Origin of the sequence: Amycolatopsis sp. GA6-003 (assembly GCF_046267895.1) — a bacterium.
In the GTDB taxonomy this organism is placed as follows: domain Bacteria; phylum Actinomycetota; class Actinomycetes; order Mycobacteriales; family Pseudonocardiaceae; genus Amycolatopsis.
Genome location: NZ_CP176499.1, coordinates 2,510,197 through 2,526,063, shown reverse-complemented (window position 1 = coordinate 2,526,063; position 15,867 = coordinate 2,510,197). Strand labels below are relative to the sequence as shown.

The 15,867-nt window shown below is 71.1% G+C and carries 15 protein-coding genes; 9 read left to right on the top strand and 6 right to left on the bottom strand.

Annotated elements, in window-relative coordinates:
• Nucleotides 1-7: 7 nt before the first annotated feature.
• Nucleotides 8-538 (top strand): cupin, encoded by a 531-nt coding sequence (locus F9C12_RS10865; RefSeq protein ID WP_409465774.1) that lies wholly within the window; start codon nt 8-10, stop codon nt 536-538.
• A gap of 388 nt (nt 539-926) precedes the next feature.
• Nucleotides 927-1,778, top strand: a complete 852-nt coding sequence (locus F9C12_RS10860; RefSeq protein ID WP_409465773.1) for an NAD(P)-dependent oxidoreductase — start codon at nt 927-929, stop codon at nt 1,776-1,778.
• Here F9C12_RS10860 and F9C12_RS10855 read toward each other — a convergent pair.
• Nucleotides 1,768-2,673, bottom strand: a complete 906-nt coding sequence (locus F9C12_RS10855) for a hypothetical protein (protein WP_409465772.1) — start codon at nt 2,671-2,673, stop codon at nt 1,768-1,770. The two genes, F9C12_RS10860 and F9C12_RS10855, sit on opposite strands and share 11 nt — an antisense overlap.
• A gap of 156 nt (nt 2,674-2,829) precedes the next feature.
• Between F9C12_RS10855 and F9C12_RS10850 the strand changes: the two genes are divergently transcribed.
• The 7 genes from F9C12_RS10850 (at nt 2,830) to F9C12_RS10820 (ending at nt 11,027) form a co-directional block, all read left to right on the top strand.
• Entirely contained in the window at nt 2,830-3,234 is a 405-nt protein-coding gene (locus F9C12_RS10850) for a DUF948 domain-containing protein (protein ID WP_409181855.1), read from the top strand.
• A complete protein-coding gene (locus tag F9C12_RS10845) occupies nt 3,231-3,533 on the top strand; it encodes a hypothetical protein (protein WP_409181854.1) in 303 nt (100 codons plus the stop codon). The genes F9C12_RS10850 and F9C12_RS10845 overlap by 4 nt, the downstream gene beginning before the upstream one ends.
• A gap of 82 nt (nt 3,534-3,615) precedes the next feature.
• On the top strand, nt 3,616-6,279 hold the full coding sequence (alaS, locus tag F9C12_RS10840) for an alanine--tRNA ligase (protein ID WP_409465771.1): 2,664 nt from the start codon (nt 3,616-3,618) through the stop codon (nt 6,277-6,279).
• Nucleotides 6,269-6,769, top strand: a complete 501-nt coding sequence (gene ruvX / locus F9C12_RS10835; protein WP_409181852.1) for a Holliday junction resolvase RuvX — start codon at nt 6,269-6,271, stop codon at nt 6,767-6,769. Before alaS ends, ruvX begins: the two co-directional genes overlap by 11 nt.
• A gap of 533 nt (nt 6,770-7,302) precedes the next feature.
• Nucleotides 7,303-9,126, top strand: a complete 1,824-nt coding sequence (mltG, locus tag F9C12_RS10830) for an endolytic transglycosylase MltG (RefSeq protein WP_409465770.1) — start codon at nt 7,303-7,305, stop codon at nt 9,124-9,126.
• A gap of 19 nt (nt 9,127-9,145) precedes the next feature.
• Complete coding sequence (locus tag F9C12_RS10825) at nt 9,146-9,976, top strand: shikimate dehydrogenase (RefSeq protein WP_409466990.1); 831 nt, start codon at nt 9,146-9,148, stop codon at nt 9,974-9,976.
• 106 nt (nt 9,977-10,082) lie between these two features.
• Complete coding sequence (locus F9C12_RS10820) at nt 10,083-11,027, top strand: D-2-hydroxyacid dehydrogenase family protein (RefSeq protein WP_409465769.1); 945 nt, start codon at nt 10,083-10,085, stop codon at nt 11,025-11,027.
• Here F9C12_RS10820 and F9C12_RS10815 read toward each other — a convergent pair.
• The 5 genes from F9C12_RS10815 to F9C12_RS10795 all read right to left on the bottom strand — a co-directional run bounded on the left by F9C12_RS10815 (nt 11,024) and on the right by F9C12_RS10795 (nt 15,788).
• On the bottom strand, nt 11,024-12,520 hold the full coding sequence (locus tag F9C12_RS10815) for an alpha/beta hydrolase (protein ID WP_409465768.1): 1,497 nt from the start codon (nt 12,518-12,520) through the stop codon (nt 11,024-11,026). The genes F9C12_RS10820 and F9C12_RS10815 overlap by 4 nt on opposite strands.
• On the bottom strand, nt 12,517-13,332 hold the full coding sequence (locus tag F9C12_RS10810; RefSeq protein WP_409181847.1) for a serine hydrolase domain-containing protein: 816 nt from the start codon (nt 13,330-13,332) through the stop codon (nt 12,517-12,519). The genes F9C12_RS10815 and F9C12_RS10810 overlap by 4 nt, the downstream gene beginning before the upstream one ends.
• A gap of 124 nt (nt 13,333-13,456) precedes the next feature.
• On the bottom strand, nt 13,457-13,726 hold the full coding sequence (locus tag F9C12_RS10805) for an HPr family phosphocarrier protein (RefSeq protein ID WP_033291653.1): 270 nt from the start codon (nt 13,724-13,726) through the stop codon (nt 13,457-13,459).
• 29 nt (nt 13,727-13,755) lie between these two features.
• On the bottom strand, nt 13,756-14,994 hold the full coding sequence (locus tag F9C12_RS10800) for a PTS transporter subunit EIIC (protein WP_409181846.1): 1,239 nt from the start codon (nt 14,992-14,994) through the stop codon (nt 13,756-13,758).
• On the bottom strand, nt 14,991-15,788 hold the full coding sequence (locus tag F9C12_RS10795; protein ID WP_409181845.1) for a GntR family transcriptional regulator: 798 nt from the start codon (nt 15,786-15,788) through the stop codon (nt 14,991-14,993). The genes F9C12_RS10800 and F9C12_RS10795 overlap by 4 nt, the downstream gene beginning before the upstream one ends.
• Nucleotides 15,789-15,867: the final 79 nt, after the last annotated feature.

The window sequence follows — 15,867 nt, the reverse complement described above, 5'->3', positions numbered from 1 at the left end:
GGCGGCGATGACGTTGCTGACCGTCTGGCCTGACGATCAGCCTGGGCATGTGGTGCTGCGGACTGAGGATTTCGGGGCGATTGTCGCGGAGCTGCGGCGGGTGGGGGCTGGGTTCGCTCGGTGGCCCCTGCTTGACGGCTCCGACGAGGATTGGCTGGCTCGGTATCGGGAGGTGCTTGACGCTCGGGTCGGCGGGGATTGTTCGGTGGAGGTTGCTGCGGGGGAGCCTTCGCTGGTGGAGCGTCGGTGGGGTGGGGTCGAGGAGCGGTTCTTCGTTCAGGGGGCCGCGGTTTGGTATCTGCATGCCGGGCGGGAGGTGCATGCGGTGTTGTGCGAGCCGGGGGATGTGCTGACGGTTCCGGCCGGGGTTTCGCATTGGCACGACGGCGGGCTGCGGGCGGGGTATGTGACTGTTCGGGTTCGGCGGGGTGGCGGGGGGTGCCGGGGCGGGGTGGTGCGGGCGGTGGAGCCGGGGGAGTTTCCTGGGTTTGAGGAGTTGGTTGCTGGGCGGGGTGGCGGGGCGGTGTTGAGTGGGTGAGGTCCTTGGGACGGCTCGTCGCCCTGGCGGGCGACATTGCGCCGCCATTGGTTGCGTGGGGCACCCCGAAGCTTGATTGTGCTGACGGTTCGGGGGTGCTTGTCAAGGCGGGAAAGATGCCTTGACAAGCACCCCCGAACCGCAGGGAGGCTTCGTATCGGGGTGTGGGGGAGGGGCTGGGCGCCTCGCTTTTTGGGTGCAGCGGTTGCGGTTAGTCGGGGGAGGGGTGGGTGCAGCGGTGCGGTTTTAGGGCTGTGAGGGGGGACCTGAGGGGACTCTGGGGGCCGTGAAGGTGGTCCTCACGGGATGGCGCCGGTTCCGGGAGTGGGGCAGGTGCGGTGCGGGCGCTGAGGCTGCCGATTCCCGTGGTGGGCGGCACGATGGCCGGATGACCACTGTCGCATTTCTTGGCACCGGAATCATGGGCCGTCCGATGGCTGCCAATCTTGCTCGCGCTGGGGTGAGCGTGCGGGCTTGGAACCGTACTCGGGCCAAGGCTGAGTCGCTTGTTTCCGAGGGCGTCACCGTGGTGGGGTCGCCCGGCGAAGCGGTGGAGGGGGCCGATTTTCTCGTTACCATGCTCGCGGACGGGCCTGCGGTCGAGGAGGTTTTTCGCGGGCTTTCGCTTGAAGCGGGGACGATTTGGCTGCAGACCAGCACCGTCGGCGTCGAGTGGGTGGATCGGCTCGCGGAGGCGGCCGTCGCGGCCGGGGTGCCGTTTGTCGATTGTCCGGTGATGGGGACGAAGGGGCCTGCCGAACAAGGGCAGCTTCAGGTGCTCGCGGCTGGGCCGGACAACGTGCGCGACAGTGCGGCTCCGGTGTTCGACGCGATCGGGTCCACGACTCGCTGGCTCGGCACTGAACCCGGCACGGCGACGCGGCTCAAGCTGGTGATGAACGCTTGGATTCTCGCGCTCACCAACGGTACCGGGGAGAGTCTCGCCCTCGCGAAGGTTCTCGGGGTCGATCCGCAGTTGTTCTTCGACGTCATGAGCGGCACTGGGTTCGACGTGCCTTACGCGCGAGCGAAGGGTCCCATGATGCTGTCCGGCGAGTACCCGGCCAGCTTCCCGGCGTCGCTCGCGGCCAAGGACGCGCGGCTTGTCGTCGAGGCGGCGGGGGAGGCGATCGACGTCGGCGGGGCGGCGGCCGCGTTGGCCCATCTGGAAGCCGCGGTCGAGGCGGGGCACGGCGAGGACGACATGGCGGCGGTGTACGAGGGGATCGTCAAGCGTTGAGCAGCGACGCGACCCGGTCGACGCCGATGCCGGAGATGAGCAGGCGTTCCTTCGCGTTTCCCAGCAGCCGTGCGGTCCACGGGGTGAAGCCGCCGTCGCCGACGGGGGCCAGTCCGGTGCCGAAGTCGGCGGTGACGGTGAAGCAGAGGCCTGAGTAGTAATCGCGGCCGACGGCGCGGTCTGGGGCGTCCGAGACGGCGACGTCGGGTAACGCGGCTCGCACCGAGGCGGCGAAATCGGCGAACCGACTGTCCAATGTGGTCACTTCGAAGCCCGCGGAGCTTGCGCCGGCGGCGCGGACGGCGGTGGTGAGCAGGCGCGCGTGCTCGATCAGGTGTTCACGTTCGAAGGCCAGGTTGCCTCGGTCGCGACCGGCGGTGACGGCGGCGAAGAGGGAGAAGTGCGCGAAGAGCCCGGGGGCCGGAGGCTGGGCTCGGACGACGCGTTGCACGGTGGCGAGACGCACCGGCGAGGAACCGGTGCGGCGGACCGCGGCTTCCAGTGCGAGTCCGTTGGTCGGGTCCGCGGCGACTTCCGTGCCGCGGCCGGTCGGGACGACTCGGTGCTGGGCTAGTCCGGCCACGGCGGAATGCGTGCCGAGCGGGGTCACCGGGGAGAGGGTCACCCGTTCGAATTCCGGCGGCGCGGCGGAAAGCAGAGCGTCTTCGGCGCGCCGCAAGACCTCGAACGGCAGGGGCGCGGGGGTGGTGAACCGGTCTTCGCGGTAGCGGCGCAGGACGTCCGGTCCGCGCAGTTTCGCGGCCCGGCGGCGGGCGACTTCCAGTTGCAGCGTCGTCAGGTCCGCGCCGGGAAGGCCGGCGAGCACGTCGGCGGCGGCGCCGCCCGGCCCGGCCAGCACGCGGGGAAGCGGGCCGCGTCCGTTCGAGGAGTCCATGGGCTGTAGGAGACCAGCCCCGGCGCGCCTTCGCGAACGGTTTTCCGCGAACGGCGACTGCGCTGGGTGACCGCTGCGGCGGGGGGTCCCCGCCGAGAAGCGCCGCAGGCGGTAACCTCACACCACCTAAGACCCCGCACCACCCGAGGAGGGCCCGTGTCGGCAGGGCAGATCGCCGCGCTGATCGCCGCAGGAGCTTTCGTACTGCTGGTCTTGCTGCTGGCGATCCCGCTGCTCAAGCTCGGCCGCACGCTGGACGAGGCGACGATCGCGATCCGCAAGGCGCACGAGAACAGCGACCCGATCCTGATCGGGGCCAACGAGACGATCACGCACGTCAACTCGCAGCTCGAGCGGGTCGACGGGATCACCGCGAACGCACAGGCGGTGAGCGGCAACGTGTCCGCGCTCTCGTCGGTGTTCACCGCGACGCTCGGCGGCCCGCTGGTGAAGACCGCCGCGCTGTCCTACGGGCTCAGCAAGGCCATCCGCGCGCGCCGCAAGAAGCAGGAAGCGAAGGCCTCCAAGGCGCAGCGCCCGGCCCGCCGGGGGAAGAAGTGAAGCGGCTGTTCTGGCTCGGGGTCGGGGTCGTCGCCGGGGTCGCGCTGAGCCGCAAGGCGAGCGAAACCGCTCGCCAGGCCACGCCGGCCGGGCTAGCATCGAACTTGGGCGACGCCGTGCGGGAACTCGCGGGCGCCGTCGGTTCGTTTGGCGCCGAGGTGCGCGCCGGGATGAACGAACGGGAACAGGAGCTGCACGACATGGTCGAGGAGCGGACCGCCGCCGTCGCGCCGCCTGCGGGCGCGGGCAGGCACGCGGCACGTCGCCCCGCCCGGCGAGCTCGCCGGGCGGAGGGCTGATCTCCGCGCGCCTTCCGCCGCCTCCGACCCCCTGTTTCCTTTTCCCGGCCGAAGCCGGGTCTTCAGCACAAGGACTTCACCCGTGGACACACACGAGATCACTGACCGTTTCCTGCGCCACTTCGAAAGCCGCGGCCACACGCGCGTGCCGAGTGCCCCGCTGATCCTCGACGACCCGAACCTGCTGTTCGTCAACGCGGGCATGGTCCAGTTCAAGCCGTACTTCCTCGGCGAGGCCCCGCCGCCGTACCCGCGCGCGACCTCGGTGCAGAAGTGCGTGCGCACGCCGGACATCGACGAGGTCGGCAAGACCACCCGGCACAACACGTTCTTCCAGATGGCGGGCAACTTCTCGTTCGGCGACTACTTCAAGGAAGGCGCGATCGAGAACGCCTGGGAGCTGATCACCAAGTCTCAGGACGACGGCGGCTTCGGCCTCGACCCGGACCGGATCTGGGCGACCGTCTACGAGAAGGACAGCGAGGCGGCCGGGCTGTGGCGCAAGCTCACCGGCCTGCCCAGCGACCGGATCCAGGTCCGCGACGGCAAGGACAACTACTGGGACATGGGCGTGCCCGGTCCCGGCGGCCCGTGCTCGGAGATCTACTACGACCGCGGCCCCGCGTACGGCCGCGAGGGCGGCCCGGTCGCCGACGAGGACCGCTACATCGAGATCTGGAACCTCGTCTTCATGCAGGACGTCCGCGGCGACCTGAGCCCCAAGGCGGGCCACCCGCCGATCGGCGAGCTGCCGAAGAAGAACATCGACACCGGCATGGGCGTCGAGCGCGTCGCGACGATCCTGCAGGGCGTCGAGAACGTGTACGAGACCGACCTGGTGCGCCCGGTGATCGGCCGCGCCGAGGAGTTCTCCGGCCGCCGCTACGGCGCCAACCACGCCGACGACGTGCGCTTCCGCGTCATCGCCGACCACGCGCGCACCGGCGTGCTGCTGATCGGCGACGGCGTCACCCCGGGCAACGACGGCCGCGGCTACGTGCTGCGCCGGCTGCTGCGCCGCATCGTCCGCTCCACGCGCCTGCTGGGCGTGCAGGAGCCGGTGCTGCAGGAGTTCGCGAAGGTCGTCAGCCAGACCATGGGCCCGACCTACCCGGAGCTGGTCAGCGGCTTCGACCGGATCTCCGAGGTCGTGCGCGTCGAGGAGGAGGCGTTCCTCGCCACCCTCACCAGCGGTTCGCGCATCTTCGACCTGGCCGCGGCCGAGACGAAGAAGGGCGGCGGCGACGTGCTCGCCGGCGACAAGGCGTTCCAGCTGCACGACACCTACGGCTTCCCGATCGACCTGACGCTGGAGATGGCGGCCGAACAGGGCCTGACCGTAGACGAGGCGGGCTTCCGCACGCTCATGGAGGAGCAGCGCAAGCGTGCCAAGGCGGACGCGGCGGCGCGCAAGAGCGGCCACGGCGACCTGTCCGAGTACCGCAAGGTGCTGGAGCAGCACGGCGAGACCGAATTCCTCGGCTACACCGAGCTGCAGGCGGACGCGAAGGTCGTCGGCCTGCTCGAGGACGGCCTGCCGGTGCGCAGCGTCGGCGCGGGCCGCAAGGCCGAGCTGGTGCTCGACCGCACCCCGTTCTACGCCGAGAGCGGCGGGCAGATCGCCGACACCGGCGTGCTGGTCGGCGACGGCGTCGAGCTGAAGGTGCTCGACGTGCAGAAGATCGTGCCGGGCCTGTTCGTGCACCGCGTCGAGGTGACCCAGGGCGAGGTGGGCATCGACACCCGGCTCACCGGATCGGTGGACGCGAACCGCCGTCTTTCGATCGAGCGCTCGCACTCGGCGACGCACCTGGTGCATGCGGCCGTTCGCGGCGCGTACGGCAAGCGCGCGGCGCAGGCCGGTTCGCTCAACGCGCCGGGCCGGATGCGGTTCGACTTCACCACGCCGGGCGCGGTGTCGACCGACATCCTCACCGAGGTCGAGCAGGAAGTGAACGACTACCTGCAGACCGACGTCGAGGTGCAGAGCTACACCACGACCAAGGACAAGGCGCTCGAACTGGGCGCGGTCGCGCTGTTCGGCGAGAAGTACGGCAACGACGTCCGCGTCGTCGACATGGGCGAGTACTCGCGCGAGCTGTGCGGCGGCACGCACGTCGGCCGGATCGGCCAGCTGGGACTGGTCAAGCTGGTGTCGGACGCGTCGGTCGGCTCCGGCGTGCACCGCGTCGAGGCGCTGGTCGGGCCGGACGCGCTCAAGCACGTCCGCAAGGAGCAGCTGCTCGTGTCGCAGCTGGCGAACACGTTCAAGGTGCCGTCCGACGAACTGCCCGGCCGGATCGAGGACGTGCTGACCCGGCTGAAGAACGCCGAGAAGGAGATCGAGCAGCTGCGCACGAAGCAGGTGCTCGGCTCGGCCGGCGCGCTGGCGGACAAGGCGCAGGACGTCAACGGCGTCTCGGTGGTCGCCGAGGTCGTGCCGGACGTCGACGGCAACGGCCTGCGCGCGCTCGCCTCCGACATCCGCGGCCGCCTCGGCGACCGCGCCGGCGTCGTGGCGCTGTTCGCGCCCTCGGGGGAGAAGGTGGCCTTCGTGGTCGCCACGACTTCCGCGGCGCGCGACAAGGGCATCGCGGCGGGCAAGCTCGTCCCGTCGTTCGCCGAGGCGATCGGCGGACGCGGCGGCGGCAAGCCGGACATGGCCCAGGGCGGCGGCAGCAACCCGGCGGGCGCGGAGCAGGCCGTGACGGCGCTGCGCGCGGCGGTCGCGAACGTTGGCCGCTAATCCCCGGAGAGGCCCGGATCGGCCCGGCGAGTCCGATCCGGGACGGGGCAGGCGGCTCGCGGTCGATGTCGGGTCTGTCCGGGTGGGCGTCGCGCTGAGCGATCCCGCCCCCGTCCTCGCGAGCCCGCTCGTTACCCTCTCCCGTGATGCGAAGGACGACAGCGATCTGGACCGGCTTGCCGACCTCGTCACCGAACACGAGGTGGTCGAGGTGATCGTGGGCTTGCCGAGGACGCTGGCGAACCGGCAGGGCGCGGCCGCGGACCTCGCGCTCGCGTATGCGGAGAAGCTCGCCGGGCGCGTGGGGGACGTGCCCGTGCGGCTGGCGGACGAGCGGTTGACGACGGTCACCGCGTCGCGAATGCTGTCCCAGCGGGGGGTCAAGGGACGCAAGCAGCGCGCCGTGGTGGACCAGGCAGCGGCAGTCGAGATCCTGCAAGCCTGGCTCGACGCCGCCGCCGCGCACCGCGCCCGGAAAGGCGACTCATGACCGACCCCCGCGGCCCCGGCAACCCGGGCGGCCGCCGTCGGCTGCGCGATCCCGGCAACCCGGAGATGCCGGAGCCCGCACCGGGTTCCGAAGCTCCGGCGGGACGGCGCAGGCGACGCGAGCCTGAAGACGAAGCACCTCCTCGCCGTGCGGCCGAGGGCATGCCGCCCGGCGAACGACGACGTCCGCCGCGTCCTCCCGCCGCGGAAGGACGTCGGCGCGCGCCCGAGGGAGCGCCCCGTCCGGCTGACGAAGCGCCCCGTCGCGTCGCACCGGACGCGGCGCCTCCGGCCGAACCGCCTCGTCGCCCGGCCGCCGATGCACCGCCAGCCCGGCGCCGTCGTCCGGTCGCGCCGCAAGAGCGGCCGAAGCGGTCGACGGAGAACTGGGACCTGCCGCCGCACGCGGCCGACGACCTTCCGCGCGCTCGGCCGCGCCGCATAACGCCAGGCGAGGCGCCGGTGGCCGGGGACGAAGTCCCGGATGTCGAGCCGCCAGCCGGTCGGCGCCGTCGCCGCGAAGACGTTCCGCCGGTGGACGCCGAACCTCCGGCCGGCCGCCGCCGTCTCGAAGACGCACCGCCGCCGAGCGAGCCGCCCGCCGGCCGTCGCCGCCAGCGCGAGGACATTCCGCCTCCCGTCGACGTCGAGCCGCCGTCCGGCCGTCGTCGCCGGGAGGACGTCGAGCTGCCGGCGGAAGCTGCCGCGCCGGGCCGCCGCCGGGCGCCGGAAATGCCGCCGCCCCCGGTCCGGCGCGCTCCCGCGCCGCCGCCGGACGGCTCCATGCCGCCGGATCCGCGGTTCGCCGAGGCCTCGATGCCGCGCGATCCCCGGTTCGCGGACGCGTCGATGCCGCCGGATCCGCGGTTCGCCGAGGCCTCGATGCCGCGCGATCCCCGGTTCGCGGACGCGTCGATGCCGCCGGATCCGCGGTTCGCCGAAGCTTCCATGCCGCGCGACCCGCGGTTCGCGGACGCGTCGATGCCGCGCGATCCGCGCAACCAGCCGCGTCGCCGGCCGGTCGAGCAGCCCACCGACGTGATCCCGGCCGTGCCCGCCGCGCACGAACCGGAGCACCCGGACGAACAGCCGATCGACGGCCTCTTCGAGGACGAGTACGACGAATACGGCGAGTACGAGGACTACGACGAGGACTACGACGGCTACGACGAGGACGGCTACCCCGCCGAAGACGGGGCCGAGCCGCCGGCCGAGGAGCCGCCCGCGAAGAAGCCGCGCAAGAAGCGCAAGCGCGCGATCGGCTGGATCGCCGCAGTGCTCGTGCTCGTCCTGCTCAGCGGCGGCGCCTATTTCGGGTACCAGAAGATCTTCGGCTACGCGGACTTCGACGGCCCCGGCGAAGGCGACGCGCTCGTGCAGATCGAACAGGGCGACACGACGTCCGCGATCGGCGCGAAGCTCACCGACGCGGGCGTGGTCGCGAGTTCCCGGGCGTTCGTCAAGGCGGGCGCGGAAAACACCGCGCTGAGCAAGATCCAGCAGGGCTACTACTTGCTGCGCCAGCACATGTCCGGCGAGGGCGCGGTCGACCTGATCACCTCGCCCGCGGCGCGGGTCGGGCGGCTGGAAATCCGGCCGTACACGCAGTTCGACGACATCACGCAGCCGGGCGGCAAGGTCACGCCGGGCGTGTTCAGCCTGATGTCGAAGGCGTCGTGCGCGACCTTGAACGGCAAGAGCACTTGCATTCCGGTGGAGGAACTGCGCAAGACCGTCGCGGACGCCGACCTCAAGGCGTTCGGCGCGCCGGAGTGGGCGCTGGCCGACGCGGGCAAGGCGCTGAGCAAGGACAAACGGCTCGAAGGCCTGATCGCGCCCGGCGTGTACGACGTGAAACCCGGCTGGACCGCGACCGAGCTGATCACCGATCTGGTGAAGCAGTCGGCCGACACGATCCAGGCGGCCGGGCTCACCGCGCAGAACACCGGGCCGGGAATGTCGCCGTACCAGACGCTGATCATCGCGTCGCTGATCGAGCGCGAGGCGATCAAGCCGGACTTCGGCAAGATCTCGCGGGTGATCTACAACCGGCTCGCGCAGCGCATCCGGCTGCAGCTGGACTCGACGGTCAACTACGTGCTGGACCGCCCGACGCTGCTCACCAAACCCGAGGACCGGGCGAAAGCGGGACCGTACAACACCTACGCCAACTACGGTCTCCCGCCGACGCCGATCGCGGTGCCCAGCATGGACGCGATCAAGGCCGCGGTCAGCCCGACTCCCGGCGACTGGGCTTACTTCGTGAAATGCGAGAAGGACGGGCATTCCTGCTTCGCGGTCACGAACGACCAGCACAACGAGAACCGGCACCTGGCGGAGCAACGTGGCGTCATCTGACCGGCCGCGCCGCGCGGCGGTGCTGGGCAAGCCGGTGGCGCATTCGCTGTCGCCGGTGCTGCACCGCGCGGCGTTCGCGGCGCTGGGCCTGCACGGCTGGACCTACGACCGGATCGAGACGGACGCCGACGAGCTGCCCGGGTTCGTCGACGGTCTCGGTCCGGAGTGGGTCGGGCTTTCGGTCACCATGCCCGGCAAACGAGCCGCGCTCGACCACGCCGCCGAGGTCACCCCGCGCGCGGCCGCGGTCGGTGCGGCGAACACGCTCGTGCGTCGTCCGGACGGCTGGCTCGCCGACTGCACCGACGTCGACGGAGTGACCGGCGCCCTGCGGTACGCCGGTGGTTACTCGCCTTCCGCGAGCGACCAGGCGGTGGTGCTCGGCGCGGGCGGGACCGCCGCGGCCGCGGTGGTCGGATTGGCCGCGTTGGGTGTCACGACGGTGTGCTTGGTGGTGCGGGAACCGGCGCGGGCCGCGGAAACCGTGGCGGCGGCCCAGCGCGCGGGCCTGGCCGTGGACGTGCTGCGCTGGTCCGAAACGGACTTCGCGGAGCTGGCGGACGGCTCCGCGGTGCTGGTCAACACGGTGCCACCGGACGCGGTCGTGCCGCACCTCGAGGAGCTGTCCCGGATCGGCAGCGTGCTCGACGTCATCTACCACCCGTGGCCGACCCCGCTGGCCGAAGCGGTCGAACGCCGCGGCGGACGGCTCGCGACCGGGCTCGACATGTTGCTGCACCAGGCATTCGGGCAAGCGGAGCAGTTCACCGGACACCCGGCGCCGCGCGAGGAAATGCGAGCGGCGCTGCGCGAGGCGAGCGGGAACATTCTGCCGTTGCCGATTTCCTAACGGCCTGGCCGGCTGGTTTTCAGCTGACGGCACGGGATCCGCGAGCCGGCCCTGCGGCCTTGGCGGTGGCCGGATCAGCGACAATCGGCGGAGTACGGTGGGCGGCATGAAGATCGCGATCCTCGACGACTACCAGAACGTGGCTCTCCAGTGTGCGGACTGGGAGCCGCTCGGGGCGGAGATCGAGGTGTTCACCGAGCCGTTCTCCGGGCCGGACGACGTGGTGGCCCGGCTGGCCGGGTTCGACGTCGTGGTCGCGATGCGCGAGCGCACGCCGTTCCCGGCCGCGGTGCTCGACCGGCTGCCCGCGCTGAAACTGCTGGTCAGCACCGGTCGGCGGAATGCGGCGATCGATCTGGACGCGGCCAAGCGGCGCGGCGTGGTGGTGTCCGCGACCGGCGCGCTCGCCTCGCCGACGGTGGAACACGCGTGGGCGCTCATCCTGGCCGGTGCGCGCAATCTGCCGGCGGAATTCCGGTCGATGCGCGACGGCGGCTGGCAGGTCGGCCTCGGGATGGCGTTGCGGGGCAAGACACTCGGCCTGCTCGGGCTCGGCAGGCTCGGGTCCGAGGTCGCGCGCATCGGGCAGGCGTTCGGGATGGAACCGATCGCGTGGAGCCAGAATCTCACTCCGGAGCGGGCGGCCGAGCATGGCGTCACCGCGGTGTCCAAAGAGGACTTGTTCGCGCGGGCCGACGTGCTTTCGGTCCATTTGGTCCTGTCCGAGCGCACGCGCGGATTGGTGGGTGCCGCAGAATTCGCCGCGATGAAGCCGACCGCGCTGCTGGTGAACACCTCGCGGGGACCGATCGTGGACGAGCCGGCGCTGCTGGATGCGTTGCGCAACAAGAAAATCGCGGCAGCAGCGCTGGATGTCTACGACGTGGAGCCGCTGCCCGCGGACCATCCTCTCAGGACGTTGGACAACGCGATCCTGACGCCGCACATCGGATACGTGAGCCGGGAGACCTACGAGGTTTTCTACGGCGGCGCGGTGGAGGACATCGCGGCGTTCCAGGCGGGCAAGCCGATCAACGTGCTGAACGGCTAGGGGAACGGCCGGGCCTCCGGCGGGTAAACCGTCCCGTCCGGCGGCACGGTCAGATCGGTGAAATACCGTGCCATCGCCGCGGAAGCGGCCGTACTCGGCACGTCGAGCGTCGTGTGCCCGGCGCCGTCCACCACGACCACGCGGCCGTCGCCGAGTTCCCGTGCGGTGGCCTGGGCGTTGGCGAGCGGGGTGACCGGGTCGTTCCGGTTGGCCAGGATCAGGATCGGATGCGGGCGCGGGCGGTTCCACGGGCCGAGGTACCGGTCCTCGTCGTGCGCGGGCCAGCCGACGCACTGCGCCATCGAAAACACCGGCGCGATCCCGAAATACGGCTGCCGTTTCGCTTCCGCGGCAGCGAGTCCGGCGTACGCGGCGGTGTCTTGCGGGAGTTCGCTGTCCAGGCATTGCACGGCGAGAAATCCGGGCGAATGCGTCGGCACCCGCGGGTCGAGCACTGGTGCGGGGGATACCGGCGAGGACGGCACGAGCGCGGCGAGCGTCTTCGCCAGCCGCGGCCATCGGGAGGATTGGTACAGCGCCCGGTCGATCGTCTCCATCAGCGACGACACCGTCATGCCGCCGACCGGACCGTGCGTCAGCCGGGCGAACACCGCGGCGAACTTCTGCTTCAAGTCACCGCCGGCGAACGCGCATTTGCCCGGCCCAGCCGCGGCGCAGGCGGCGAAAAACGCTTCGAGTTCCTGTTGCTGAGCAGTCGCGACGTCGGCGCGCACGTCGACCGGTTTGTGCTGCTGTCCCGGCTGTCCGGTGGCGTTCGCGACGAGGTCGAGCGTCCCGTCGAGGACCATCGCGCGCAGCTTGCCGGGGAACAGGTTCGCGTAGGTGCCCCCGAGATACGTGCCGTAGGAATAGCCGTAGAAGTTCAGCTGCTGCTCGCCCAGCGCCTGCCGGAGCAAATCCATGTCCCGCGCGACATTCGCGGTCGACAGATGCGACAACTCCGCTCCGGTGCCCGCCGCGCACGACTTGCCGACGGCCGCGCTGGCAGCCCAGAACGCCGCGCTGTCCCGCAACGGCGACCCGGCCGCAGGAGGCGTCCCCGGGCACTGCACCGGGGCGCTGCCGCCGATTCCGCGCGGATCGAAGCTCACTAGGTCGAATTTGGCCCGCAGCTCCTCCGGATACCGCGGGCCGAATCGCAGCAGCTCGCCGACGCCGTCGGTGCCGGGCCCGCCGAAATTGATCACCAGCGATCCGACGCGGTGTGCGGGATCGGTGGCGGGCAGGCGGATCACCGACAGATTCAGCTTCGCGCCGCCAGGTTCGCGGTAGCTCAACGGAACCGGTGCGGTCGCGCATTGGAAACCGCCGTGGCACGGTGCCCAGTCGAGCTTGGGCGCCGCGGCGCCGTTGGTGCCCAACGGAAGCGGCGCGTCCGGTGCGGGCAATGCTTGCGGCGCTGAGGTTTGCGCGGCCGGTGCGGAACAGCTCGCGACGAGCAGCAGCGCGGCCAGCGCCAACCGGAGTCTCACGCGGAGAGTTCCGCCAGCACGGCGTCGGTGAACGGCGGCCACACTTGCGCGGCCCACGGTCCGAACGACCGGTCGGCGAGCGCGACGCAGGCGTGGCCCGCTTCCGGGTCCACCCACAGGAAAGTGCCCGACTGCCCGAAGTGGCCGAACGTGCGCGGCGAACTGTTCGCGCCTGTCCAGTGCGGGCTCTTGTGGTCGCGCAGTTCGAAGCCGAGGCCCCAGTCGTTCGGCTTTTGGTGCCCGAAGCCGGGCAGCACGCCGTTCAGGCCAGGGAAGGCGATTTCGGTGGCCGCGCCGAGGGTTTCCGGCGCGAGCAGCTTCGGAGCCTGCAGTTCCGCGGCGAACCGCAGCAGGTCGTCCACTGTGGACACCGCGCCCGCGGCGGGGGAGCCGTCCAGCCGGGTCGACGTCATGCCCAGCGGTTCGAAGAGCGCTTCCCGCTGGTACTCGGCGAACGCGATGCCGGAATGCTCGGCCAGCGCGTCGGCGAGTTCCTCGAACCCGGCGTTGGAGTACAGCCGGCGCGTGCCCGGTTCGGCCATCGCCTTGTGCGCGTCGAAAGCGAGCCCGGAGGTGTGCGCGAGCAGATGCGCGACGGTGGAGCCCTCGGGCCCGGCGGGCGTGTCCAGCTCGACGACGCCCTCTTCGATCGCGATGTGCGCGGTGTAGGCGGTGAGCAGCTTGGTGACCGACGCGAGCCGGAACGGGCGGGCCGGGTCGCCGTGGCGTCCGCGCACCTCGCCGGAAGCGGAGACCACCCCGGCCGCGGCGTTGTCCACTGGCCATTCGTCGATCAGGCGCAGACTCTCCATGCCCGCCAGCGTAATAGGGCCCGCCGGGCGACCGGTTCGCAGTGCCCGGACGCGGCGAACCGTGCGGGGCCCCGGAAGTTCCGGCGCCCCGCACGGTTCGTGATTTCCCCGTGGAGCGGTATCGCTACTGAGCGTCGAGATCGGTGGCGACCAGCTCGGCGACGGCCTCGACCGCCGCCTCGGCGCCGTCGCCTTCGGCGCTGATGACGACCTCGTCGCCGTACGCGGCGGCGAGAGTCATCAGGTTGAGGACGCTGCCGGCGGCCACCGGTTCGCCGCCGTCCTTGGCGATCTGCACCGCCACGGGCTGGGCCGCGGCCGCCTTGGCGACCAGAGCGGCCGGCCGGGCGTGCAGCCCCACCTTGCTGGCCACGGTGACGCGTTTCTCCGGCATGGGGTACCTCTCTTGCTGTTTTTCGGGTGTTACTTGGCGGCCGTGCGCTCGAGGTCGCCCTCGATCGAGTCGTCCTCGCGGCCCGGCGTGCGCAGGTTGAACTTGGTGATCACGACGCGGAACACCACGTAGTAGATCACGGCGAACACGAGTCCGATCGGGATCAGCAGCCACGCCTTGTGCGCGGTGTCCAGCGACGAGTTCAGCGCGAAGTCGATCGCGCCGCCGGAGAACGAGAAGCCGAGGTGGATGCCCAGCGCGTTGCAGACCGCCAGCGAGATGCCGGTCATCACCGCGTGGAAGATGTACAGCGGCCACGCGACGAACATGAACGCGAACTCGATCGGCTCGGTGACGCCGGTGACGAAGGCGGTGAGCGCGGCCGAGATCATGATGCTGCCGACGAGCTTGCGCTGGCCGGGACGCGCGGTGTGCACGATGGCGAACGCCGCGGCCGGGAGGGCGAACATCATGATCGGGAAGAACCCGGTCATGAACGCGCCGGAGCCCTGCACGTGGTGGAAGAAGTTGTTCAGGTCGCCGCCGCCGAAGATGAACCACACCGGCACGTTCAGCAGCTGGTGCAGGCCGACCGGGATGAGCAGCCGGTTGAGCAGGCCGTAGATGCCGCCACCGACGACCGGCGAGCCCATGACCGCTTCGCCCGCCGAGGTGATCGCCTGGTCGACGTACTTGAACAGCAGGCCGAAGATCACGCCGAGGACGATCATCGCGAGCGAGGTGATGATCGGCACGAACCGGCGGCCGCCGAAGAAGGCCAGCCAGGACGGCAGCTTGATCCGGTGGTAGCGCTGCCACAGCAGGGCCGCCACGATGCCGGACACGATGCCGGTCAGCACGCTGTAGGGCCAGTGGACCGGCGCGAGGTCCCATCCGGGCTTGTAGCCCTGCTGGCTCTTGATCGGGGCGATCGCCTGGATCACCTTGTTGAACACGACCCAGCCGATGACGGCCGCGACGGCGGTCGAGCCGTCGCCCTTGCGGGCGAAGCCGACCGCGATGCCGATCGCGAAGATCAGCGGCAGCCAGTCGAAGATGCCGCCGCCCGCCGCGCCGATCACGTCGGCTGCTTTGCCCCAGTTCAGGCCGTCCTTGCCCAGGACGTCGTCCTGGCCGAGCCGGTTCAGGATGCCTGCGGCGGGCAGGGTCGCGATCGGCAGCATGAGGCTGCGGCCGAAGCGCTGCAGCCCGGCGAGGCCGCCGCCCTTCTTCTTCCCGCTGGCCCCAGCCGCGGTGGTGGCGCTCATCGGATACCTCCATTGTGGGGTTGGTCGCCGGAACCCGGGGAGTTCCGGTCCAGCTGCATGGTCACCTGGTAGTGGTCGCCCCGGTACCAGGACGTCATGTCCTCGACCGGTTCGCCGCCGGAGCTGGAGACCCGGCGGAACACCAGGAGCGGACTGCCGGTGCGCATGCCGAGCAAGCGCGCCGTCTCGCGGTCCGCGGATTCGGCCCAGACCGTCTGGTACGCGTGGTCCGGCCGGAGCGAGAACGCGTCGGCCAGCTGGGCGTACAGCGAACGGGTCAGGTCGAGGTCGAGCAGGCCGGGGGTCCGGCCCGCGTGGTACCAGCCGCGTTCCACGGCCAGCGGAACGCCGTCGGCGCGCCGCAGCCGCACGAGCCGGTGCGCGGGCACGCCCTCGGCGAGGCCGAGCGCGTGCGCCGAAGTCACCGGCGGGACCTCGGTCGAGGTCGAGATCACTTCGGTGGTCGGGGTGAGCCCGCGCCGGCGCATGTCGTCGGTGAACGACATCAGGTACACCTGCAGTTCCATCCGCCGGGCGGCGGTGAAGGTGCCCTTGCCCCTGACCCGGGCCAGCAGTCCTTCCTCGACGAGCTTCCCGATCGCCGAGCGGACGGTGAGCCTCGAAACGCCGTAGTGCTGCGCGAGCTCGCGCTCGGACGGGATCGGCGAGCCCGGCGGGAGCTCGCGCTCCACCAGGCGGCGCAGGATCTCCCGCAGCTGGGCGTGCTTCGGGGTCGGCCCGTTGACCACGCGCTCGGCGGGGTCGGGCGGCGGAACGTGCGCGGCCGCACTCATCTCGGTGTCGCCCTCCCTCGCTTGTCGCGCACCGGGGCCGGTGCTCGCGTCCGCGCCGGAAGATTGGTACGTTCCGGTC